At 66.0% G+C, this 19991-nt stretch carries 23 protein-coding genes; 14 read left to right on the top strand and 9 right to left on the bottom strand.

The annotated features are described in order from the left end of the window. Positions 1–66: 66 nt before the first annotated feature. On the top strand, positions 67–411 hold the full coding sequence (locus A7B20_RS00780; protein WP_102106634.1) for a winged helix-turn-helix transcriptional regulator: 345 nt from the start codon (positions 67–69) through the stop codon (positions 409–411). An 18-nt stretch (positions 412–429) separates the two neighbouring features. Here A7B20_RS00780 and A7B20_RS00775 read toward each other — a convergent pair whose 3' ends face one another. Both A7B20_RS00775 and A7B20_RS00770 read right to left on the bottom strand, forming a co-directional pair. Then, positions 430–1185 (bottom strand): hypothetical protein, encoded by a 756-nt coding sequence (locus tag A7B20_RS00775; RefSeq protein WP_102106633.1) that lies wholly within the window; start codon positions 1183–1185, stop codon positions 430–432. Between the two features lie 57 nt (positions 1186–1242). Further along, entirely contained in the window at positions 1243–2184 is a 942-nt protein-coding gene (locus tag A7B20_RS00770; RefSeq protein WP_102106632.1) for a hypothetical protein, read from the bottom strand. A gap of 63 nt (positions 2185–2247) precedes the next feature. Here A7B20_RS00770 and hslV point away from each other — a divergent pair, with 63 nt between their 5' ends. The 4 genes from hslV to A7B20_RS00750 all read left to right on the top strand — a co-directional run bounded on the left by hslV (position 2248) and on the right by A7B20_RS00750 (position 5998). Next, positions 2248–2805: an ATP-dependent protease subunit HslV gene (gene hslV, locus A7B20_RS00765; protein ID WP_102106631.1), complete on the top strand. Its 558-nt coding sequence runs from the start codon at positions 2248–2250 to the stop codon at positions 2803–2805. Beyond that, on the top strand, positions 2798–3328 hold the full coding sequence (locus A7B20_RS00760) for a GNAT family N-acetyltransferase (protein ID WP_216641153.1): 531 nt from the start codon (positions 2798–2800) through the stop codon (positions 3326–3328). Before hslV ends, A7B20_RS00760 begins: the two co-directional genes overlap by 8 nt. Positions 3329–3332: 4 nt before the next feature. After that, positions 3333–4643: an ATP-dependent protease ATPase subunit HslU gene (gene hslU, locus A7B20_RS00755; RefSeq protein WP_102106630.1), complete on the top strand. Its 1311-nt coding sequence runs from the start codon at positions 3333–3335 to the stop codon at positions 4641–4643. A 110-nt stretch (positions 4644–4753) separates the two neighbouring features. After that, on the top strand, positions 4754–5998 hold the full coding sequence (locus A7B20_RS00750) for an MFS transporter (protein ID WP_102106629.1): 1245 nt from the start codon (positions 4754–4756) through the stop codon (positions 5996–5998). On the opposite strand, the gene A7B20_RS00745 is transcribed toward A7B20_RS00750, so the two are convergent. Genes A7B20_RS00745 through A7B20_RS00735 form a run of 3 tightly spaced genes read right to left on the bottom strand, consistent with a single transcriptional unit; the run spans position 5960 to position 8244 of the window. Beyond that, a complete protein-coding gene (locus tag A7B20_RS00745; RefSeq protein WP_102106628.1) occupies positions 5960–6544 on the bottom strand; it encodes a Smr/MutS family protein in 585 nt (194 codons plus the stop codon). The two genes, A7B20_RS00750 and A7B20_RS00745, sit on opposite strands and share 39 nt — an antisense overlap. Before the next feature lie 3 nt (positions 6545–6547). Then, positions 6548–7582, bottom strand: a complete 1035-nt coding sequence (mltA, locus tag A7B20_RS00740) for a murein transglycosylase A (RefSeq protein ID WP_245866439.1) — start codon at positions 7580–7582, stop codon at positions 6548–6550. Beyond that, complete coding sequence (locus A7B20_RS00735; protein WP_102106627.1) at positions 7579–8244, bottom strand: Tim44/TimA family putative adaptor protein; 666 nt, start codon at positions 8242–8244, stop codon at positions 7579–7581. The genes mltA and A7B20_RS00735 overlap by 4 nt, the downstream gene beginning before the upstream one ends. Before the next feature lie 107 nt (positions 8245–8351). Here A7B20_RS00735 and A7B20_RS00730 point away from each other — a divergent pair, with 107 nt between their 5' ends. Both A7B20_RS00730 and secB read left to right on the top strand, forming a co-directional pair. Then, on the top strand, positions 8352–8849 hold the full coding sequence (locus A7B20_RS00730; protein ID WP_102106626.1) for an FxsA family protein: 498 nt from the start codon (positions 8352–8354) through the stop codon (positions 8847–8849). 57 nt (positions 8850–8906) lie between these two features. Then, a complete protein-coding gene (gene secB / locus A7B20_RS00725) occupies positions 8907–9413 on the top strand; it encodes a protein-export chaperone SecB (RefSeq protein ID WP_102106625.1) in 507 nt (168 codons plus the stop codon). 42 nt (positions 9414–9455) lie between these two features. Here secB and dnaQ read toward each other — a convergent pair whose 3' ends face one another. From dnaQ to A7B20_RS00705, 4 genes are read right to left on the bottom strand one after another with little or no spacing between them, the layout of a single operon-like run. Next, the gene (gene dnaQ, locus A7B20_RS00720; protein ID WP_102106624.1) at positions 9456–10151 is read right to left on the bottom strand and encodes a DNA polymerase III subunit epsilon; all 696 of its coding nucleotides are present in this window, start codon (positions 10149–10151) and stop codon (positions 9456–9458) included. After that, positions 10144–10743, bottom strand: a complete 600-nt coding sequence (coaE, locus tag A7B20_RS00715) for a dephospho-CoA kinase (protein WP_102106623.1) — start codon at positions 10741–10743, stop codon at positions 10144–10146. Before coaE ends, dnaQ begins: the two co-directional genes overlap by 8 nt. Beyond that, entirely contained in the window at positions 10740–11579 is an 840-nt protein-coding gene (locus tag A7B20_RS00710) for a shikimate dehydrogenase (RefSeq protein WP_102106622.1), read from the bottom strand. Before A7B20_RS00710 ends, coaE begins: the two co-directional genes overlap by 4 nt. Beyond that, positions 11576–12172 (bottom strand): Maf family protein, encoded by a 597-nt coding sequence (locus A7B20_RS00705; protein ID WP_102106621.1) that lies wholly within the window; start codon positions 12170–12172, stop codon positions 11576–11578. The genes A7B20_RS00710 and A7B20_RS00705 overlap by 4 nt, the downstream gene beginning before the upstream one ends. 422 nt (positions 12173–12594) lie before the next feature. On the opposite strand from A7B20_RS00705, the gene hemJ reads away from it, so the two are divergent. The 7 genes from hemJ to A7B20_RS00670 all read left to right on the top strand — a co-directional run bounded on the left by hemJ (position 12595) and on the right by A7B20_RS00670 (position 19979). Further along, the gene (gene hemJ, locus A7B20_RS00700; RefSeq protein WP_102106620.1) at positions 12595–13047 is read left to right on the top strand and encodes a protoporphyrinogen oxidase HemJ; all 453 of its coding nucleotides are present in this window, start codon (positions 12595–12597) and stop codon (positions 13045–13047) included. 113 nt (positions 13048–13160) lie between these two features. Next, complete coding sequence (rho, locus tag A7B20_RS00695; protein WP_102106619.1) at positions 13161–14432, top strand: transcription termination factor Rho; 1272 nt, start codon at positions 13161–13163, stop codon at positions 14430–14432. 21 nt (positions 14433–14453) lie between these two features. After that, entirely contained in the window at positions 14454–15749 is a 1296-nt protein-coding gene (gene mnmE, locus A7B20_RS00690) for a tRNA uridine-5-carboxymethylaminomethyl(34) synthesis GTPase MnmE (RefSeq protein ID WP_102106618.1), read from the top strand. 12 nt (positions 15750–15761) lie between these two features. Then, a complete protein-coding gene (mnmG, locus tag A7B20_RS00685; protein WP_102106617.1) occupies positions 15762–17636 on the top strand; it encodes a tRNA uridine-5-carboxymethylaminomethyl(34) synthesis enzyme MnmG in 1875 nt (624 codons plus the stop codon). Then, positions 17636–18262, top strand: coding sequence for a 16S rRNA (guanine(527)-N(7))-methyltransferase RsmG (rsmG, locus tag A7B20_RS00680; protein WP_102106616.1), 627 nt, complete (start codon positions 17636–17638; stop codon positions 18260–18262). Before mnmG ends, rsmG begins: the two co-directional genes overlap by 1 nt. Next, a complete protein-coding gene (locus A7B20_RS00675; protein WP_102106615.1) occupies positions 18255–19064 on the top strand; it encodes a ParA family protein in 810 nt (269 codons plus the stop codon). The genes rsmG and A7B20_RS00675 overlap by 8 nt, the downstream gene beginning before the upstream one ends. A gap of 12 nt (positions 19065–19076) precedes the next feature. Beyond that, positions 19077–19979, top strand: a complete 903-nt coding sequence (locus A7B20_RS00670; RefSeq protein WP_102106614.1) for a ParB/RepB/Spo0J family partition protein — start codon at positions 19077–19079, stop codon at positions 19977–19979. The last annotated feature ends 12 nt before the right edge of the window (positions 19980–19991 follow it).

The raw sequence follows: 19991 nt of genomic DNA, 5'->3' as shown, positions 1-19991 counted from the left end.
CTGCGCACTTGCCGTCCCGATCGCAAGAACATACAAAAAAGTCAGGTACTTACCCGGAGGTAAGAAATGGACGATCCGGCCCCGACCCGCCATCTCTACACCCGCGAAACCGCGGCTGACGGGGTCGAGAAGGCGCTGGCGATGATCGAGGGGCGGTGGAAGCTGGTGATCCTGTTCCACCTCTTCGGCGGAAATGTCCTGCGATTCTCGGAACTCGAACGGGCGATCCCGGGCATCTCGCAGAAGATGCTGATCCAGCAGCTTCGCCAGATGGAGGAGGACGGCATCGTCCGCCGCACCGTCTATCCCGAGGTGCCGCCGCGGGTCGAGTACAGCCTCACCGACTGGGGCCAATCCCTCTGCCCCGCCCTCGACGCCCTTCTCGACTGGTCCGCCGCAGCACCGGGCTAAACCGACATCCGCCTCCCTCTACGGATGCATCGCCGTGCGGCACCAGTTGAACGCCTGCGCCTCACTCTCGCCGCCCTCGACCAGCGCGAACCGGCGCGGTGCCGTGACGGTGATCCTGGCGCGCATCGCCTCGACCGAGCCGTCGTAACTCGCCTCGCAGAGCTGCGAGAAGACGATGCTTTCGCCCTGCTGTTCGGTCCCGTCGATCTCGCAACGCCGACTCGACGCGCCACGCAGACCCATGCCGTCATAGACACGCCAGTCCGTGTCGGCAGGAGCGTCGCAGGACTCCCCGGCGATCACCCAAAGCCCCAGCGGAATTGGCAGCGGACCGTCATAGACCGGCCTGTCGGGCCCTGCCGCCGCTTCTTCCGGTGACGTCGATTCCGCCCGATCAGAGCCGCATCGCACCAGGTCCACTGACCGCACGCTCTTCCAGACGAAGTGTATGTGGTCGGGGCCGTCCCTCTGGGTCAACCGGAAATACTCTCGCGTCCGCGGTGCCGTCTCCGGCACGCCTTCCGTCTGGCGGAAATCCCCGGCTGCGAAGGTGACGTCTCCGGTCCGCTCGACCTCCCGCACCAGAGCGTCACCGCCGAAGGTGATGATACGGTTCGGCGAGATGTTGACCTGCGTGACCGAGGTGCCCGGGCGCGCGCAATCCTCGGGCGAGACATCCCACGATCCGACCAGATCTTTCGGCAGCGATTGCGCACAAGCAGGCTCCGCCAGACAGATCCCCGCCACCAGCACCGTAAGGAACGACTTCACCATGGACACAACTCCCGGCACACATGCATTCAACGCCCCGGTCGACCCAGCGGTTCACCCTCAGAACACCCAGCCGTGCCGCCGCACGGCGTCGAGGATCTGCCGCTCGGCCTCCTCCGCCCCGGCGTTGATCGCCGTCGCCTTCAGGAACCAGTAGAGATAGGCGTCGAAGTCGGGGCGATGCTCCGGCGCGCGGGCAAAGGCCTCGGCCACCCCCAGCGCACCGACGTTCAGCGCGATGTGGTGGAAGTCGATCTGGCCGAACAGGACCGCCGCCTTTCCGGCGATGTATCCCAGCAGCGCGACCGAGGAATTCTGCGTCACCACGTAGTCGCAGCCCAGCACCAGCGTCCCGGCCGGGGCCGCGCTCAGCTCCAGCCGCGGATTGGCGGCGACCAGCGCGTGCAGCGCCTCGAGTTCCGCCTCCGAATAGACCTCCTTCGGATGCAGCCCCGCCACCACCCGCCGCCCGCTGTGCGCCAGCGTCTCGCCCAGCATGTCGAGCGGCGACATCGTCTGGAAACTCCGGTGCTCCGTCAGCCGCCCCTGCAGGGGCACATAGACGTATCCCTCCCGCGTCGGCCGCCCCGGAAGCCGCACGCGACGCTGCCGCCGGACGAACCGTTCGGCCAGATCGCGGTCCATGGCATCCGGCCGGAACGCCGACCGCGCGACTCCCCACTCCCACCGCTTGGCCGAGGCCTCGATCCGCCAGAACGGATAGAAATAGGCCAGCCGCGTCGTCAGCGCGCGGGGATGGAACGGGTCGTCCATGTGGAACAGGGAATAGCCGGGAAGCCCCGCCGACAGGAGCCGCGCGGCATCGGAATTGCGGCAAAGCTTCACCTCGACACCGCGCGATCCGAAGGCCGTGCGCAGGCGGTTGGTATAGTTGTGCTGCCCCGCCCCGGCGCGCGCCAGCAGTTCGTCGTCGTAGTAGAGGCGAAGGATACGGGCAGGCTCCATGGCCTCCGAATACCGTGCCGGATCGCGCTTCGCCATGGCGAACGCTTGGCAATCCGTTTCCCCGCCGCCATATCGGGCGGGAAGAGACGGAGAAAGAACATGACGAAGCAGGACTTCCCCGGCTGGCACGGCACCACGATCATCGGTGTCCGCAAGGGCGGCAAGGTGGTGATCGCGGGCGACGGCCAGGTCAGCCTGGGCCAGACGGTGATCAAGGGCACGGCGCGCAAGGTGCGCCGCCTGAAACCCGGCGGGCACGAGGTGGTGGCGGGCTTCGCCGGCTCCACCGCCGACGCCTTCGCCCTGCTCGAGAGGCTGGAGGCGAAGCTCGAGGCGACGCCGGGGCAGCTGATGCGGGCGGCGGTGGAACTGGCCAAGGACTGGCGCACCGACAAGTACCTCCAGAAGCTGGAGGCGATGCTGATCGTCACCGACGGCAAGGACCTTTACGTCATCACCGGCGCGGGCGACGTGCTGGAGCCCGAGCATGACGTGACCGCCATCGGGTCCGGCGGCAACTATGCGCTGGCGGCGGCGCGGGCGCTTATGGACAGCGAAATGGATGCCGAGGACATCGCGCGCCGCGCCATGGCCATCGCCGCCGACATCTGCGTCTACACCAACGGCAACCTGACGGTGGAGACGATCGGTGGCTGACACCGCCGGAGCGCCCGACATCGGCTTCCGCCCCGTCACCGAAGCCGATCTGCCCATGCTGGCGGACTGGCTGGCGCGGCCGCACTGGCGGGCGTGGTGGGGCGATCCGGAGACCGAGCTGGGCTATATCCGCGACATGATCGAAGGCCGCGACACGACCTCGCCGTGGATCTTCACGCTCGACGGGGCCGATGCGGGCTACATCCAGATGTGGCGGATCGCCGACAACCGGGTCGAACCATGGCTGTCGCAAGCCCCCTGGATGACCGAGCTTCCCGACGACGCGGTGGGCGTCGACCTGTCGCTGGCCGACGGCGAGAGCCTGGGCCGCGGGACCGGCACGCGCGTGCTGTCACGCTTCACCGAAAGGCTGCGCGCCGAAGGCTTCACGAACATCATCATCGACCCGGACCCGGCCAACCTCCGCGCCGTCCGGGCCTATGCGCGGGCGGGCTTCCGCCCCATTCCCGAACTGCAAGGCCGCACCGGCGACAGCCTGATCCTGCGGCACATCAAGGACTGACACCATGACCGACCTGACCCCCCGCGAGATCGTGAGCGAACTCGACCGCTTCATCATCGGCCAGAAGGACGCCAAGCGCGCCGTCGCCGTTGCCCTCCGGAACCGCTGGCGGCGCAAGCAGCTGGACGCCGACCTGCGCGACGAGGTCTATCCGAAGAACATCCTGATGATCGGCCCCACCGGCGTCGGCAAGACCGAGATCAGCCGCCGCCTGGCGAAGCTCGCCCGCGCGCCGTTCCTCAAGGTCGAGGCGACGAAGTTCACCGAGGTCGGCTATGTCGGCCGTGACGTGGAGCAGATCGTGCGCGACCTGATGGAATCCTCGATCACCATGACCCGCGAGCTGATGCGCGAGGATGTGCGGTCGCGCGCGCAGGAGAATGCCGAGAACCGCGTGCTGGAAGCGATCGCCGGCGAAGGCGCGCGCGAACAGACGCGCGAGATGTTCCGCAAGAAGCTGCGCGCGGGCGAACTCGACGACACGATGATCGAACTCGAGATCGCCGACACCTCGAACCCCCTCGGCGGGATGGAGATCCCCGGCATGCCGCCGGGCCAGATGGGCGGGATGATGAACATCGGCGACCTGTTCGGGAAGGCGTTCAAGGGCCGGACCGTCCGCAAGAAGATGACCGTGGCGCAAAGCTACGACGTGCTGCTGGGCGAGGAAGCCGACAAGCTGCTGGACGACGAGACGGTGAACAAGGCGGCGCTGGAGGCGGTGCAGGAGAACGGGATCGTCTTCCTCGACGAGATCGACAAGGTCTGCGCCCGGCAGGACGTGCGCGGCGGCGACGTGTCGCGCGAAGGCGTGCAGCGCGACCTACTGCCGCTGATCGAGGGCACGACGGTGGCCACGAAATACGGGCCGGTAAAGACCGACCACATCCTGTTCATCGCCTCGGGCGCCTTCCACATCGCCAAGCCCTCGGACCTCTTGCCCGAACTCCAGGGCCGCCTGCCGATCCGGGTGGAGCTGCGGGCGCTGACCGAGGACGATTTCGTGCGCATCCTGACCGAGACCGACAACGCCCTGACGCTTCAGTACACGGCGCTGATGGAGACGGAGAAGGTGCAGGTCCGCTTCACCGAGGAAGGCATCCACGCGCTTGCGAAGATCGCCTTCCAGGTCAACGAGAGCGTCGAGAACATCGGCGCCCGCCGCCTCTACACGATCATGGAGCGGGTGTTCGAGGAGCTTTCCTTCACCGCCCCGGACCGCGGCGGCGAGGAGATCGTCGTCGACGGCGACTTCGTCGAGAAGAACCTCGGCGAACTCTCCCGCTCGGTCGACATGAGCCGTTACGTCCTGTGATCCCTGGGGCAGGATGGGTGATATCCCCCATCCTGCCCGCATCGATCATGCGCTGATCTTTTCCCAGCCCTGCCCTTCCCTTTCCACGCGAATGGGCAGAGACCTTGCGCATGGGATTCTTCCGCTTCCTCCGCGACAACGCGCCGTTCCTCACCGCCGGCGTCCTGCTCTCCTTCACGTCGAGCTACGGGCAGACCTTCTTCATCGCCCTCTTCGCGGGCGGGATCATGGCCGATTACGGCATCTCGAACGGCACCTGGGGCCTGATCTACACCATCGCGACGACCGCCTCGGCGCTGGCCATGGTCTGGGCCGGGGTGCTGACCGACCGCTTCCGGGTGCGTCACCTGACGGTGGGCGTCGCGGTCCTGCTCGCCCTCTCCTGCCTCGCCATGGCGAGCGTGCACGGCGTCGTCCTTCTGGCGCTGACGATCTTCGCCCTTCGCCTGACCGGCCAGGGCATGATGAGCCAGCTGAGCCTCGTCGCCATGGCCCGCTGGTTCAAGGCCACCCGCGGACGGGCGCTTTCGATCTCCTCCATGGGTTTCGCCATCGGTCAGGCCGTCCTGCCGGTGATCTTCGTCGCGCTGCTCGGGGTCATGGGCTGGCGGACGCTCTGGATCGTGGCCGCGGGGCTGGTCCTGCTGACGATCCCCGTGATCTATCGCCTGCTGAAGGCCGAGCGCACGCCGCAGTCCGTCGCCGAGACGACGGCCAGCTTCGGCATGGAGCATCGCCACTGGACCCGCCGCGACATGCTGCACCACTGGCTGTTCTGGCTGATGATCCCCCTCCTGCTCGGCCCACCCGCCTGGGGCACCGCGCTGTTCTTCCACCAGGTCCACATGACCGAGGTGAAGGGCTGGGCGCTGGCCGATTTCGTGGCACTGCTGCCGCTGTTCACGGCGGTGTCCATCGCCTGCACCTTCACCGCCGGGGCGCTGATCGACCGCTTCGGCTCGGCCCGGCTGATCCAGGTCTACCTTGTCCCCTACGGGCTGGCCTTCTTCGTGATGTGGCAGGCCGAAACGCTCTGGGGCGCGGCGGCGGCAATGATGCTGTTCGGGCTCGGCACCGGGATGCAGGCCACCGTCCCCGCCGCCTTCTGGGCCGAGTTCTACGGCACCCGCCACATCGGCGCGATCAAGGCGCTGGCCGCTGCGGTCATGGTCTTCGGGTCGGCCATCGGGCCGGGCATCACCGGCGGGCTGATCGACCTCGGCCTGAGCTTCCCCGAGCAGATGCCGGCGATCGCGCTCTACTTCGCCGCGGCCGCGCTCCTGACCGTCGTCGGCATCGGCCGTGCCCGGCCCGCCCTACCGCGCGCGCCGGAGGTAGACGTAGTACGCGCCTGAGCCGCCGTGGCTCTGGTGCGCTTCCGAGACCTGCAGCACCAGCGGCGCCAGCACGCCCGAGCGCAGCCACATCGGCACCTGGTGCTTCAGGATGCCGTGGCGCACCGGGATCGCCCCGAAATCCGGGCCGCGGCGGCCCTTGCCGGTAATCACCAGGACCAGCCGCTTGCCCGCGTTGTGCGAGGCCATGACGAAGGCGATCACCCGCGGATGCGCCTCGTCCAGCGTCATGCCGTGCAGGTCGATCCGCCCCTCCACCGGCAACTTGCCGCGCTTCATCCGGGTGAAGGCCTTGTGATCCATCGCCACCGGCGCCGAGGCGAGCTGGCGCGAAATCGGCGGGACGAGGTCGTAGGCGGGGCGGCTGTCGCGGGCGCGGTCGCCGATCTCGAACCGGGGGAGCGGCGCGGGATCCTTCGGCGCAGGGGCGGTTTGAAACGGGGGTGCGACATCGGAGCGCGGGATCGGCGCGGTCCGGCCGACGACCTTGTTCCACAACGCCTCTTCCTCGGCGCTCAGCCGGCGGGGACCCCTGCGGCGCGCCATGGCTCAGAACCCCGGCGCGAGGGCGAAGGCCTTCTGGATCGGCAGCAGGACGTACATGCGGCCCGGATCCCGCACCCTGCCCGCCGCCCGCCCGGCCGCCTTGCCGGTGCCATAGAAGATGTCGGCCCGCTGCGCCCCCTTGATGGCCGAGCCGGTGTCCTGGGCGATCATCAGCCGGTGCATCGGATCCCGGCCGCCCTTCTCGATCCAGACGGGGGCGCCGAGGGGCGTGATCGAGGGATCGACGGCGATCGAGCGCAGCCTGGTGATCGAGCGGTTCATCGCGCCGAGCGGACCGCGGTCGGCCGGCACCTCGTTCACCTCGCGGAAGAAGACGTAGGACGGGTTGTGGCGCAGGAGTTCCGGGCCCTCGACAGGGTTGCGTTTGACCCAGTTGCGGATCACGTCGGCCGAGACCTGGTGCGCCTCGTACACCCCGCGGCGGACCAGTTCGCGTCCGATCGAACGGTAGTCGTGCCCGTTCTTCCCGGCATAGCCGACCCGGATCTTGCCGCCATCGTCGAGCCTGATCCGCCCCGACCCCTGGATCTGAAGGAAGAAGACGTCGACCGGATCGTCGATCCAGGCAATCTCCAGCCCCTTCCCCGCCAGCACCTCGTTCTCCTCGATCTCGGCGCGCGAATACCAGGTCTGGCCCGACTGCACCTCGGGCGGAAGACGGTAGATCGGATACTGGTACTTGCCGCCCTGGTGACGCGAGCCGCGCAGTTCCGGTTCGTAGTAGCCCGTGAACAGCATCGGATCGCCATCCTCCACCAGCACGGGGCGGAAGAAGAGCTCGAAGAAGGTGCGGGCGTTCTTCTGGGTGCGGGCGAGGGCGCAGAGCGCGGCCCATTCGCCATCCCTGAGGTCGCCGCAGGTGTTGAGGAAGGTCTGCAACGCGGCCTCGTGATCGTCGTCGGGCCAGCCGTCGAGATCGGCGAACTCCATCACCCGATAGCTGACCTCCCGCGCCTGCGCGACGACGGCCGTGGCCGCGAGGAGTGCGGCGCAGGCGGCGGCGCGCAGCAGGATCATTCGCCCGTGGCGGCCAGCTGCCAGTTCGGATCCTCGGCGCCCATGCGGCGCGCGAAGGTCCAGACGTCGCGCTGCCGCCGGATCTCGGTCGCGCTGCCTTCGACAAGGTCGCCCTGCGCATTGTAGACGGCCGAGGTCAGTTCGCCGGTGAACCGGATGGTGATCTCGCCCTGCTGGGTGTCGCGGGCATATTCCGCCACCACCAGGGCCACCTCGCGCACCCCGACGAAGTGGGATTCGACCTTCAGGCCCTGGGCGCGGCGCTGCTCGATCACCTCTTCGAAGGCCTCGGCGACCTCGGGGTCCAGGAACGAACGGACCGAGGACAGGTCGCCGTTCTCGAAAGCCATCAAGATCATCTCGTAGGCGCCGCGGGCACCGTGCAGGAATTCGCCGACGTTGAACCCCGGTTCGGCCAGCTTCATCCCCGCCAGCGCCTTCGCACTGGGCGAGCCGTCGGGCACGTGATCGGTGATGTCGCGATCCGGCCCGCCCTCGATCACCTCGAACTCGGGACGGCCGGCCTTGGCGGCCTTCGGGGCAGGCCCCTGAACCGGCGGTTTCTCGAAGCCGTCACGGGTGCCGAGAACGCTTCGCAGGCGCAGGATAAGAAACACGGCGATCCCGGCGAGAACCAGAAGCTGGATCACGGCTGTACTCATCTGAACCTCTTTTGCGCGGTGTCGGGGTTGGTTTCCTGTCTCATCGGTTCCTATGTAAGGTCGGGGGTGGCGCAAGTCCACTATCGCCCCCGGACCAGGAGGATATCATGTGGCTGTTTCTGCTGTTCGTCGCGGTCCCGCTGATCGAGATCGCGCTTTTCATCCAGGTGGGCGGCCTGATCGGGCTCTGGCCGACGCTGCTGGTCGTGGTGGTGACGGCGCTGATCGGCACGACGATGGTCCGCGCGCAGGGGGCGGAGACGATGAACCGGCTGCGCACCTCGTTCCGCAGCGGGCGCGATCCGTCGCAGCCGCTGGCCGATGGCGCAATGATCCTGGCCGCGGGCGTCCTGCTGCTGACGCCGGGCTTCTTCACCGATGCGCTGGGCTTCGCGCTGCTGATCCCGGCGGTGCGCCGCGCGGCCTTCGACTTCCTGAAGAGCCGGGTCAAGGTGCAGAGCTTCGCGGCGGGGCCGGGGTTCGGCGATCCGCGGAGCGGTCCGGCCGAGCCGCAGCGCGGCGGCGACGTGATCGACGGCGAATTCTACGAGGTCGACCCTTCGAAAAAGCCGACGCACGGCGCTTCGGGCTGGACCCGGCATTGAGGCGGGTTGGCCGACCTGCTAGACCTTGCGCAACTTTCAACGACAGGGATCTTTCACATGGCCGAAACCGACGCTCCCCAGCCCGCCGGGCAGAACACGCCCCCCTCGCCACCGCAGCTCAGGATCCTCGGGCAGTTCGTCAAGGACCTGTCCTTCGAGAACATCGCGGTGCGTAACGGCAGCGGCGGCAACGTGAGCCCGGACGTCCAGGTCCAGGTCGCGCTGGATGCGAAGAAGCGCGCCGAGAACCAGTTCGAGGTGACGGGCAAATTCAACATCACCTCGAAGAACAAGGACAACGACGCCACGCTCTTCGTGCTCGAGCTCGAGTATGGCGGCGTCTTCCAGATCGACAACGTCCCGGACGAGCAGCTGCATCCGTTCCTTCTGATCGAATGCCCGCGCATGCTGTTCCCGTTCGTGCGCCGGATCGTCAGCGACGTGACCCACGACGGCGGCTTCCCGCCGCTGAACCTCGACAACATCGACTTCCTGGCGCTGTACCGCCAGAGCCTGCAGCAGCGCGCTGCCGCCGCGCAGGCCGCGGACGCCAAGCCGAACTGAGCCGCCCGAGCGGCCCCGCACAGCGGGGCCGCCGAATGCCCGTCAGGTCATCCGGTGCCAGAGCGCCCCGTCCCCCATCTTCGCGATGAACTCGGCATGGGCGCGCGCCTCTTCCGCCGTCAGGCGCGAAGGCAGCGGAACGGGGCGGGGGCGGGGACGCCAGGCCGCCTCGGCGCCGGCGTCACCCCGCGACGCACCGCCGCCGGTGGTCAGGACGAGGCCGGGCTGGCGCCCGCCGATCAGCTCCAGATAGACCTCCGCCAGGATCTCGGAGTCCAGAAGCGCGCCGTGCAGCGTGCGCGAGGAGTTGTCGATCCCGAAGCGGCGGCACAGGGCGTCAAGCGACGCGGGCGCGCCCGGAAACCGCTTGCGCGCGATGGCCAGCGTGTCGATCGCCTGATCCCACGGCAGTTTCGGCAGCCCGAGCCAGCCCAGCTCGGCGTTCAGGAATTTCATGTCGAAGGCGGCGTTGTGGATCACCAGCTTGGCGTCGCCGACGAAATCCAGGAACTTCTGGCCGATGGCGCGAAACACGGGCTTGTCGCGCAGGAAGTCGTCGCCCAGTCCGTGCACCTCGAACGCCTCCTGCGGCATCGAGCGTTCGGGGTTGATGTATTCGTGAAAGGTGCGGCCCGTCGGCATGTGGTTCAGCAGCTCGACCGCGCCGATCTCGACGATGCGATCGCCCGCCTCGGGTTCGAACCCCGTGGTCTCGGTGTCGAGGACGATCTCACGCATGGCGAAGCTCCTGTCTGAGGCGGTCGAGCAGATCGGCGACCGCGGCGCGGGCCTGTTCGGGGGTGCGGGTTTCGATGACATGATCCGCTCGGGCCCGCTTTTCGGCGTCCGGCATCTGTTTTGCAAGGATCATCCGGAACATCTCGTCCGTCATGCCGGGCCGCTGCATGACCCTGCGCCGCTGCTCGTCCGCGTCCGCCGAGACGACCACCGTCACGTCCACCTCGCGCTCGCCCCCGGTTTCGAACAGGAGCGGGATGTCGAGCACGACGATGTCCGCGGCCGTGGCGGCGATGAAGTCTCGCCGGTCCTTCGCCACGAGGGGATGAACCACCGCCTCGATCCGGGGCAGGGCGGCGGGATCGCGTGCGATCCGCGCCTTCAGGGCCGCGCGGCTGACGCCATCTTCGCCCACGGCTTCGGGAAAGAGCGCGCGCAGCGGCTCGACCGCCGCGCCGCCCGGAGCGTAAAGACGGTGCACGGCCGCGTCCGCGTCCCAGACCGGGACGCCGAGATCGCGGAAGATCGCCGACGTCGCGGATTTCCCCATGCCGATGGAGCCGGTCAGGCCGATCAGCAGCGGCCGGTTCACTGGCCGAGGACCACCGCGCGGGTCCGCTCGTCGATCTCGGGGCGCATCCCGAACCAGCGCTCGAAGGCCGGCGCAGCCTGATGGATCAGCATGCCAAGACCGTCCACCGTGACGCAGCCGAATTCGCGCGCCCGCTTGAGGAAGGTCGTTTCCAGCGGGGTATAGACCAGGTCGGTGACGACGGCGCCGGGTGTCAGGCCGTCCAGCGGCACCCGGAAATCGGGCTTGCCGACCATCCCGAGCGAGCTGGCGTTCACCACCGTGCGCGCATCGTCCAGGGTGTTGCCCGCCTTGACCCAGTCGTAGACCACGATCTTGGCCCCGAACTCGGCCCGCAGGGCTTCGCTGCGGGCGCGGGTGCGGTTGGTCAGCCGGATCTCGGGCACACCCGCGTCGATCAGCGAGGTGATGACGGCGCGCGCCGCGCCACCCGCGCCGAACACCGCCGCCGGGCCGTCCTGCGGAGCCCAGTCGGGGGCGGCGTGCCGCAGGCTCTGGATGAAGCCGTAACCGTCGGTGTTGTCGGCGTGGATCTTGCCGTCGGCCCGGAAGATCAGCGTGTTGGCCGCACCGATCAGCGCCGCGCGATCGGTGACGAGGTCGGCCAGCTCGATCACGTTTTCCTTGTGGGGAATGGTGATGTTGCAGCCGACGAAGCCCATCTTCGGCAGCGCGCGGATCACCTGCGACAGGTCCTTCTGCGCCACGTCCATGGGGATGTAGTAGCCCGGCAGGCCAAGGGTGCGCAGCCAGTGGCGGTGCAGGGCAGGAGACCGGCTGTGCGAGATCGGGGAGCCGATGACGCCGGCCAGCGGGATTTTCGGTGCTTCGTTCATGTCGGCAGGATGCCCCTCGCGATCAGGTAGGACAAGAGTTCGAGCAGGGGCAGACCCAGCACGTTGAAGTAATCGCCCTCGACCGAGGTGAACAGGCGCACGCCCTCTTCCTCAAGCTTGTAGCTGCCCACGCTGTGACGGATGCTGTCCCAGTTTCGCGCGACGTAATCGTCGATGTAATCCGCGCCGAGGTCCCGCATCCGCAGCCGGACTGTGCCGACATGCCGCCACTGCGGCTCTCCGCCCTCGTAGAGGACCGCGGCCGACAACAGGGTATGCCGGTCGCCGGACAGGGCCGCGATCTGCGTGCGCGCTTCGTCCGGGGTTTCGGGCTTTGCCAGGATCCGGCCCCGATGTTCGAGCACCTGGTCGCAGCCGAGGACCAGCGCGTCGGGGTTGTTCGCCGAGACGCGGCGCGCCTTGTACTCGGCCAGGGCATCCGCGACATCGCGGGGCGCCGCCGCCTCGGCCTCGAGCGCCATGCGCAGGCCGTCCTCGTCGATCCGGGCCGGTTCGACGCGGAACGGCACGGCCGCCTTGCGCAGGAGTTCGGCGCGGATGGCGGAGCCGGAGGCGAGGATCAGGTCAGGCAAGGTGCGAACCAACGTGTGGATAAGCCGGGGGCAAGCTGCGGGCGAAGCGCGGACGACTCCGCCAACCGGGAGCGGGCGGGCGCGTCCGGGGAGTCTTGTCAGACTTCCGCGCGGAATTGTCCACGGTGGATGAAGGCCTGTGCATATCTGTGCAGAACCCGGATATCCAGACTTCTACACGGAGTTATCCACAGATCGCAAGACCGCAGGATTTTCATCAAGTTACTGGTTGAATTGAGTTAATTCCGTTTTTCCGAAAGTTCGTACCGACGACGGCCCGAGTCGCGCACAGATCGGTTCGAGTGTGGACGGATCCCGTGGAAAAGATTTGATCCCCCTTGTCCACCGCCCAACAGTCAACATCATCTTTTTCTCTTTTACTTTATTATCTAAGAGGAGGGGCGACCCTTCGGCGAGGATCCATGCAAGACCTGCTCGTTTCGGCCTATCCCTGGGTCAAGTCCCTGCACATCGTCTCGGTCATCTCCTGGATGGCGGGGCTGTTCTATCTGCCGCGGCTCTTCGTGCACCACGTCGAACAGGTCGCGCCCGATACGCCGACCGACGGGCTGTTCCAGATGATGGAGCGCAAGCTGCTGCGCGTCATCATGACCCCGGCGATGATCGCGACCTGGCTGTTCGGGCTGGTGATGGTGGCGATCCCCGGGCTGATCGACTGGTCTGCAGGCTGGCCCTGGGTGAAGGCCGCCTCGGTCGTCGCCATGACCTGGTTCCACATGTGGTGCGCCCGCCAGAGGCGCCTGATCGCCGAGGGGAAGAACACGCACCCTGGCGTGCACTTCCGCAAGATGAACGAGGTTCCGACGGTGCTGATGATCCTGATCGTATTCTCGGTGATCGCCCGCCCGTTCTGAGCGGCGTTGACTCGGGCCGGTGCATCGCCTATCTACGCCGCGATCGTCCGATCGCTTCTCCATCTCAACATAATGCCGCGCCCGATCCGGGTCGACGCCGGGGATCCCTTTCCATGACCCAAGACCGTCTGAATCTGGCCGACCTCAAGGTCCAAAGCCCAAAGGACCTGCTGGCCATGGCCGAGCAGCTGGAGATCGAGAACGCCTCGACCATGCGCAAGGGCGAGATGATGTTCTCGATCCTGAAGGAACGCGCGGACGAGGACTGGATCATCGGCGGCGACGGCGTGCTGGAGGTGCTGCAGGACGGTTTCGGCTTCCTGCGCTCGCCGGAAGCCAACTACCTGCCCGGTCCCGACGACATCTACGTTTCTCCTGACATGATCCGTCAGTACGCCCTGCGCACCGGCGACACGGTCGAGGGCGTGATCCGCGCGCCCGACGAGAACGAGCGTTACTTCGGCCTGATCGACGTGGAGTCGATCAACTTCGAAAGCCCCGAAAAGGCCCGCCACAAGGTCGCCTTCGACAACCTGACCCCGCTCTACCCGGACGAGCGGTTCCGGATGGAGCTGGAGGATCCGACGGTCAAGGACCGCTCGGCCCGGATCATCGACTTGGTTGCGCCCATCGGGAAGGGCCAGCGGTCGCTGATCGTGGCGCCGCCGCGGACCGGCAAGACGGTGCTGCTGCAGAACATCGCCCACTCGATCGAGAAGAACCACCCCGAGGTCTACCTGATCGTGCTGCTGATCGACGAGCGGCCGGAGGAAGTGACCGACATGCAGCGTTCGGTGAAGGGCGAGGTGGTATCCTCGACCTTCGACGAGCCCGCGACGCGTCACGTTGCCGTTTCGGAAATGGTGATCGAAAAGGCGAAGCGGCTGGTGGAACACAAGCGCGACGTGGTGATCCTGCTCGACTCGATCACGCGCCTGGGTCGCGCCTTCAACACCGTCGTTCCGTCCTCGGGCAAGGTGCTGACCGGCGGCGTGGACGCCAACGCGCTGCAGCGTCCCAAGCGGTTCTTCGGCGCCGCGCGGAACATCGAGGAGGGCGGATCGCTCACCATCATCGCCACCGCCCTGATCGACACCGGGTCGCGCATGGACGAGGTGATCTTCGAAGAGTTCAAGGGCACCGGCAACTCCGAGATAGTGCTGGACCGCAAGGTGGCGGACAAGAGGGTGTATCCGGCGATGGACATCCTCAAGTCCGGCACGCGCAAGGAAGAGCTGCTGGTTGACAAGTCCGACCTGCAGAAGACCTATGTCCTGCGCCGGATCCTCAACCCGATGGGGACCACGGACGCGATCGAGTTCCTGCTGTCGAAGCTGAAGCAGACGAAGTCGAACGCGGACTTCTTCGATTCGATGAACACCTGACAGGTCTGGTGGTGACACGTCATGTCGCGGGACACGATCTTCGCCCTGGCCACGGCACGGGGCAAGGCGGGCGTCGCCATCGTCCGGCTGTCCGGCCCTGACGCCCACGATGCGATTCGCCGTCTGACCGGCGATTTGCCACAACCGCGCCGCGCCGCGTTGCGCGATATCAGGTCCCACGATGGCGAAGTTCTGGACCGTGGCCTGATCCTCGTCTTTCCGGACGGGCAGAGTTTCACCGGCGAGGCCTCGGCGGAACTGCAGCTGCACGGGAGCGTGGCGGTGGTCGACGCCGTGCTGCGCGAGCTGTCTGGGCTTTCCGGTCTTCGGATGGCGGAACCGGGTGAATTCACCCGCCGCGCGCTGGACAACGAACGTCTGGATCTGACGCAGGTCGAAGGCTTGGCCGATCTCGTCGGAGCGGAAACGGATGCACAACGCCGGCAGGCGCAACGTGTTCTGTCTGGTGCCTTGGGTGAAAAGGTGGAACGCTGGCGGGCCGATCTCACCCGCGCCGCTGCCCTTCTGGAAGCGACGATAGATTTCGCGGACGAGGACGTTCCCACGGATGTGACGCCCGAAGTTCTGGAGCTTCTCGACCGTGTGACCACGGACATCCGCTCGGAACATGCGGGCAGCCGGATCGCCGAGCGGATTCGTGACGGGTTCGAGGTGGCCATCGTCGGTCCGCCGAACATCGGCAAGTCGACGCTTCTGAACGCCTTGGCCGGGCGGGACGCGGCCATCACCTCGGAAACGGCGGGGACGACGCGGGACGTGATCGAGGTGCGGATGGACCTTGCCGGACTTCCGGTCACGCTGCTGGATACCGCCGGACTGCGAGAGACCACGGATGCGGTGGAGGCCGAGGGGGTCGAGCGGGGGCGACGCCGGGCGGATCGCGCCGACCTGCGGGTTTTCCTTGTGGAGAACGAGGCGCAGATTGCTGCGTTGGAAATGCGTGCCGATGATATCGCGCTTCTCGGAAAGGGCGATCTCGCCGGTGGCGCCGCAAGAGCGATATCGGGAAAGACCGGAATGGGCGTCGATCACCTGGTGTCCCACGTGACCGAGGTGCTTTCGCGTCGGGCATTGGGCGTCGGCTCCGCGGTGCGCCATCGGCATCGTGTCGCGCTTGAAGAGGGTTTGACCTCTTTAGAATCGGCGCGAGCTCAGGTATTGAGTGGGGCAGGGTCCGTCGAGTTCGCTGCGGAAGATCTTCGCGCGGTGGTCCGGGCCTTGGAAAGTCTGACCGGTCGTATCGGCGTCGAGTCGCTGCTCGATGTCATTTTCTCGAGTTTCTGTCTCGGGAAGTAAGGAGTGTTTCACGTGAAACATTTGAGCTTCGACGTGATCGTGATTGGCGGCGGACACGCTGGTGCCGAAGCGGCAACCGCTGCCGCCCGCATGGGCGCACAGACCGCGCTCGTGACGCTGAAGACCGCGGCCATCGGCGTGATGTCCTGCAATCCTGCGATCGGCGGTTTGGGGAAAGGTCATCTGGTTCGCGAGATCGACGCCATGGATGGAATCATGGGGCGCGCTGCCGACGTGGCGGGGATCCAGTTCCGTCTCCTGAACCGTCGCAAGGGCCCGGCCGTCCAGGGCCCCCGCGCGCAAGCCGACCGCGCCCTGTATCGTGCCGCGATCCAGTCCTACCTTCAGGCCCAGCCAAATCTTTCCGTCATCGAAGGGGAGGTGACAGACCTTCGCTCCGTGTCCGAAGGGGCCAGATGCATCTTGACCCTTGCCGACGGATCCGAAGTCTCCGCCTGGGCTGTCGTCGTGACAACCGGGACATTCCTGCGGGGCGTCATCCACATCGGAGACGAGCGTCGCGAAGGGGGACGAATGGGCGAGGCGCCGTCCAATCGACTGGCCGAGCGCTTCCGGGATTTGTCCTTGCCACTCGGGCGCCTCAAAACCGGGACGCCACCGCGCTTGGATGGAAGGACGATCAATTGGTCGGTTCTCGAGCGGCAGGATGCGGATCCAGATCCTTCGCTATTTTCGTTCCTCTCCCGGGACGTCCAGCAACGGCAGGTCGCCTGCGGGATCACGCACACAAATACGCGAACCCACGAGATCATCCGGGAAAACCTTGGTCGATCCGCCATGTACGGCGGCCACATCGAAGGCGTCGGACCGCGCTATTGTCCCTCGATCGAGGACAAGGTGGTGCGCTTTGCCGACAAGGAGTCACACCAGATCTTCCTGGAGCCGGAAGGTCTTCAGGATCACACGATCTATCCCAATGGGATCTCGACCTCGCTTCCGGTGGACGTGCAGGAAAGATATGTCCGCTCCATCACGGGCCTGGAGCAGGCCGAAATCCTCCAGCCGGGCTATGCCATCGAATATGATTATGTCGATCCCCGCGCGCTGGACCGGACCTTGAGCCTGCGCGCTCTTCCCTCGGTATTCCTCGCCGGTCAGATCAACGGAACAACCGGTTACGAGGAAGCTGCCGCGCAAGGTCTGGTCGCCGGTCTGAACGCTGCCTTGCTCTCCAAAGGGCGCGATCCGTTCGTCTTTCAGCGCTCCGACAGTTATATCGGCGTGATGATCGACGATCTGACCACGCGTGGAGTCACTGAGCCGTATCGCATGTTCACCTCCAGGGCGGAGTTTCGACTGTCATTGCGCGCCGATAATGCCGACCAGCGTTTGACACCTTTCGCGATCGAGCTGGGGTGCGTCAGCGAAGAGCGCAACGCGATCTTCCAGAGCAAGGCCGAAAAGCTTGCCGGCGCCAAGCGACGGCTTGATGCCAAGACGTGGACGGGAAAGGATCTCGCCTCTCTGGGGCTGTCGATGCTTGGGGACGGGTCGCGGCGTTCAAGCTTTGAGCTTCTCAGTCTTCCAGATGTCGGTGTCGCCGAGGTTTTGGCGCTCGATCCCGAACTCCAAGACATCGAACCCGAGATCCTCAAGCAACTCTCCATCGACGCGATGTATTCGCATTACATCGAACGGCAGAGCCGGGATATCGAGGCAATCCGCCGCGATGAGAAGCTGGCGATCCCATCGGACTTCGATTTCCGTTCCCTGGAAGGTCTATCGACCGAACTTCGTCTGAAACTCAACCAAGCGCGGCCGGAGACCTTGGCGCAGGCGGGGAGGGTCGATGGAATGACGCCGGCGGCGATGACCTTGATCTTGGCGCGGCTTCGCCAGGGTGCAAACAGACAGCGGGCGGTTTGATGAACGTCGTGGATGGACGGCAAAAGGCGGAGTATCCGAATGTTTCACGTGAAACATTGGATCGCCTCGCTCTGTATGCAGATCTTCTGGTGCGCTGGAACGGCCGTATCAACCTGGTTTCTCGGACAACCCTCGCAAACCTGGGCCCCCGCCACATCGCGGACTCCCTACAGTTAAGGAAGTATGCTCCGCAAGGTGCACGCACATGGCTGGATCTGGGGACGGGCGCTGGTTTCCCCGGGCTGGTGCTCGCCCTGGCGTCCGCGGATTGGGAAAATCCGCCGAAGTTCACGCTTGTGGAAAGCGATCGGAGAAAATGTGAATTCCTGCGCAGTGTCGCGCGCCAAACTGAAACCGCTGTCGAGATCCTGACCGAGCGTATCGAGGACCTCCCGTCTCAGGAAGCGGACGTCATCAGCGCACGGGCGCTTGCGCCGCTTGATCATCTTCTGTCCCTGGCGTCGCCGCATGGCCATGGGGGAACGACGTATATCTTCCCCAAAGGGGGCCGGCACAGCGAGGAAATCGCGGGAGCCACCACCTGGAGCTTCGATTGCGATGTCCATGACAGCGAAACTGACGCCGTCGCACGAATCCTCGTACTCAGGAACCTTCGCCGTGTCTGATCCCACCCGTCCCAAGGGGCCCCGCATCGTCGCCGTCGTGAACCAGAAGGGGGGCGTGGGGAAGACCACGACCGCCATCAATCTGGGCGCGGCGCTGGCCGAGGATGGGTACAATGTCCTGATCGTGGACCTCGATCCGCAGGGCAATGCCTCTACCGGGTTGGGCATAGAATCGTCCAATCGCCGTCTGACGACCTACGACCTGTTGCTCGACGATGCGCCTTTGGAGGATGTGATCCACCCGACTGCGTTCGAGGGCCTCTGGATCACGCCGGCGACCACGGATCTCAGCTCGGCCGATATCGAGATGGTGTCGAACGAGAAGCGGAGTTTTCTCCTTTTCGATGCGCTTCGGCAACCTGCCATTGATCGGTACACGCTGGATTTCATCCTGATCGATTGTCCACCCTCGCTCAGCCTGTTGACCGTGAACGCCATGGTCGCGGCGCACTCCGTGCTCGTTCCCCTGCAAAGCGAGTTCTTCGCGCTCGAAGGCTTGTCACAGCTGATGTTGACGATCCGGGAAGTCCGGCAATCGGCCAATCCGTCGCTGCGCATCGAGGGTGTTGTCCTGACCATGTTCGATGGACGCAATCGGCTCGCCCAGCAGGTCGAGAACGATGCGCGCGAGACCTTGGGTGACCTGGTTTTCCGCACGGTCATCCCGCGGAATGTGCGGGTCAGTGAGGCACCCTCTTTCGCCCAGCCGGTTCTCGCCTATGATTCGACCTCCAAGGGCAGCCTGGCCTATCGCGCGCTGGCAGACGAGCTGGTGTCGCATTACGCTCCCGTCACCGCATAATCAGGACCGGACATGAACGACAAGAAGCAGGAACGCAGGGGATTGGGGCGCGGGCTTTCGGCGCTGATGGCGGACGTCGGGGTCGACGACCGGCAGGACAGGGGAGACTCTGGGCCGCGTCGCGTGGACCAGATGGTGCCGGTCGAAAGGATCCGGCCCAATCCCGACCAGCCGCGGCGGCATTTTGCGCAGGAGCGGTTACAGGAACTCGCGGCTTCGATCCGCGAGAAGGGCGTGATCCAGCCGCTGATCCTGCGCCGCGACCCGTCCGATACGGATTTCTACCAGATCGTAGCCGGGGAACGTCGCTGGCGTGCCGCACAACTGGCGCAGGTGCACGAAGTGCCCGCGGTGGTGCGCGATCTGGACGATACCGAAGTCCTTGAAGTTGCGATCATCGAGAACATCCAGCGGTCCGATCTGAACCCCGTGGAGGAGGCGGCCGGATACCGGCAACTCATGGATCGGTTCGGTCATACACAGGAGAAGCTGGCCGAAGCGCTTGGGAAAAGTCGCAGCCACATCGCGAACCTGCTGCGGCTGCTGAACCTGCCGGAGGATGTGCTGCTGCTTCTGCGCGAGGGCACGATCAGTTCGGGGCACGCCAGGGCACTGGTTGCAACCGAAGATCCCTCGGCCCTAGCGAAGACCGTGGTGGCAAAGGGCCTGTCCGTCCGCCAGACCGAGGCGCTGGCGAAGTCACCGAAGCCCGATCACGCGCCGCGAACCCCGACGCCGCCGAAGCAGGAGAAGGATGCCGACACTCGCGCGTTGGAGCTGGATCTGAGCGCGACCGTCGGCCTGACCGTTCGGATCGACCACGCACCGGGGCAGGAGTCGGGCAAGGTGACGATAGCCTACGCCACGCTCGAGGAGTTGGACGAGGTCTGTCGGCTTCTTTCCTCGAACCGGTAGGTCTGGGGGAGG

It is taken from the genome of Oceaniglobus roseus (assembly GCF_002869745.1).
Classification (GTDB): Bacteria; Pseudomonadota; Alphaproteobacteria; order Rhodobacterales; family Rhodobacteraceae; genus Oceaniglobus; species Oceaniglobus roseus.
This window is presented reverse-complemented; position numbering and strand designations above follow the sequence as displayed.

Coding starts and splice junctions, on each gene's coding strand:
- A7B20_RS00780 (WP_102106634.1), top strand. CDS start 67: ATGGACGATCCGGCCCCGACCCGCCATCTCTACACCCGCGAAACCGCG.
- A7B20_RS00775 (WP_102106633.1), bottom strand. CDS start 1,185: ATGGTGAAGTCGTTCCTTACGGTGCTGGTGGCGGGGATCTGTCTGGCG.
- A7B20_RS00770 (WP_102106632.1), bottom strand. CDS start 2,184: ATGGCGAAGCGCGATCCGGCACGGTATTCGGAGGCCATGGAGCCTGCC.
- hslV (WP_102106631.1), top strand. CDS start 2,248: ATGACGAAGCAGGACTTCCCCGGCTGGCACGGCACCACGATCATCGGT.
- hslU (WP_102106630.1), top strand. CDS start 3,333: ATGACCGACCTGACCCCCCGCGAGATCGTGAGCGAACTCGACCGCTTC.
- A7B20_RS00750 (WP_102106629.1), top strand. CDS start 4,754: ATGGGATTCTTCCGCTTCCTCCGCGACAACGCGCCGTTCCTCACCGCC.
- A7B20_RS00745 (WP_102106628.1), bottom strand. CDS start 6,544: ATGGCGCGCCGCAGGGGTCCCCGCCGGCTGAGCGCCGAGGAAGAGGCG.
- mltA (WP_245866439.1), bottom strand. CDS start 7,582: ATGATCCTGCTGCGCGCCGCCGCCTGCGCCGCACTCCTCGCGGCCACG.
- A7B20_RS00735 (WP_102106627.1), bottom strand. CDS start 8,244: ATGAGTACAGCCGTGATCCAGCTTCTGGTTCTCGCCGGGATCGCCGTG.
- A7B20_RS00730 (WP_102106626.1), top strand. CDS start 8,352: ATGTGGCTGTTTCTGCTGTTCGTCGCGGTCCCGCTGATCGAGATCGCG.
- secB (WP_102106625.1), top strand. CDS start 8,907: ATGGCCGAAACCGACGCTCCCCAGCCCGCCGGGCAGAACACGCCCCCC.
- dnaQ (WP_102106624.1), bottom strand. CDS start 10,151: ATGCGTGAGATCGTCCTCGACACCGAGACCACGGGGTTCGAACCCGAG.
- A7B20_RS00710 (WP_102106622.1), bottom strand. CDS start 11,579: ATGAACGAAGCACCGAAAATCCCGCTGGCCGGCGTCATCGGCTCCCCG.
- hemJ (WP_102106620.1), top strand. CDS start 12,595: ATGCAAGACCTGCTCGTTTCGGCCTATCCCTGGGTCAAGTCCCTGCAC.
- rho (WP_102106619.1), top strand. CDS start 13,161: ATGACCCAAGACCGTCTGAATCTGGCCGACCTCAAGGTCCAAAGCCCA.
- mnmE (WP_102106618.1), top strand. CDS start 14,454: ATGTCGCGGGACACGATCTTCGCCCTGGCCACGGCACGGGGCAAGGCG.
- rsmG (WP_102106616.1), top strand. CDS start 17,636: ATGAACGTCGTGGATGGACGGCAAAAGGCGGAGTATCCGAATGTTTCA.
- A7B20_RS00670 (WP_102106614.1), top strand. CDS start 19,077: ATGAACGACAAGAAGCAGGAACGCAGGGGATTGGGGCGCGGGCTTTCG.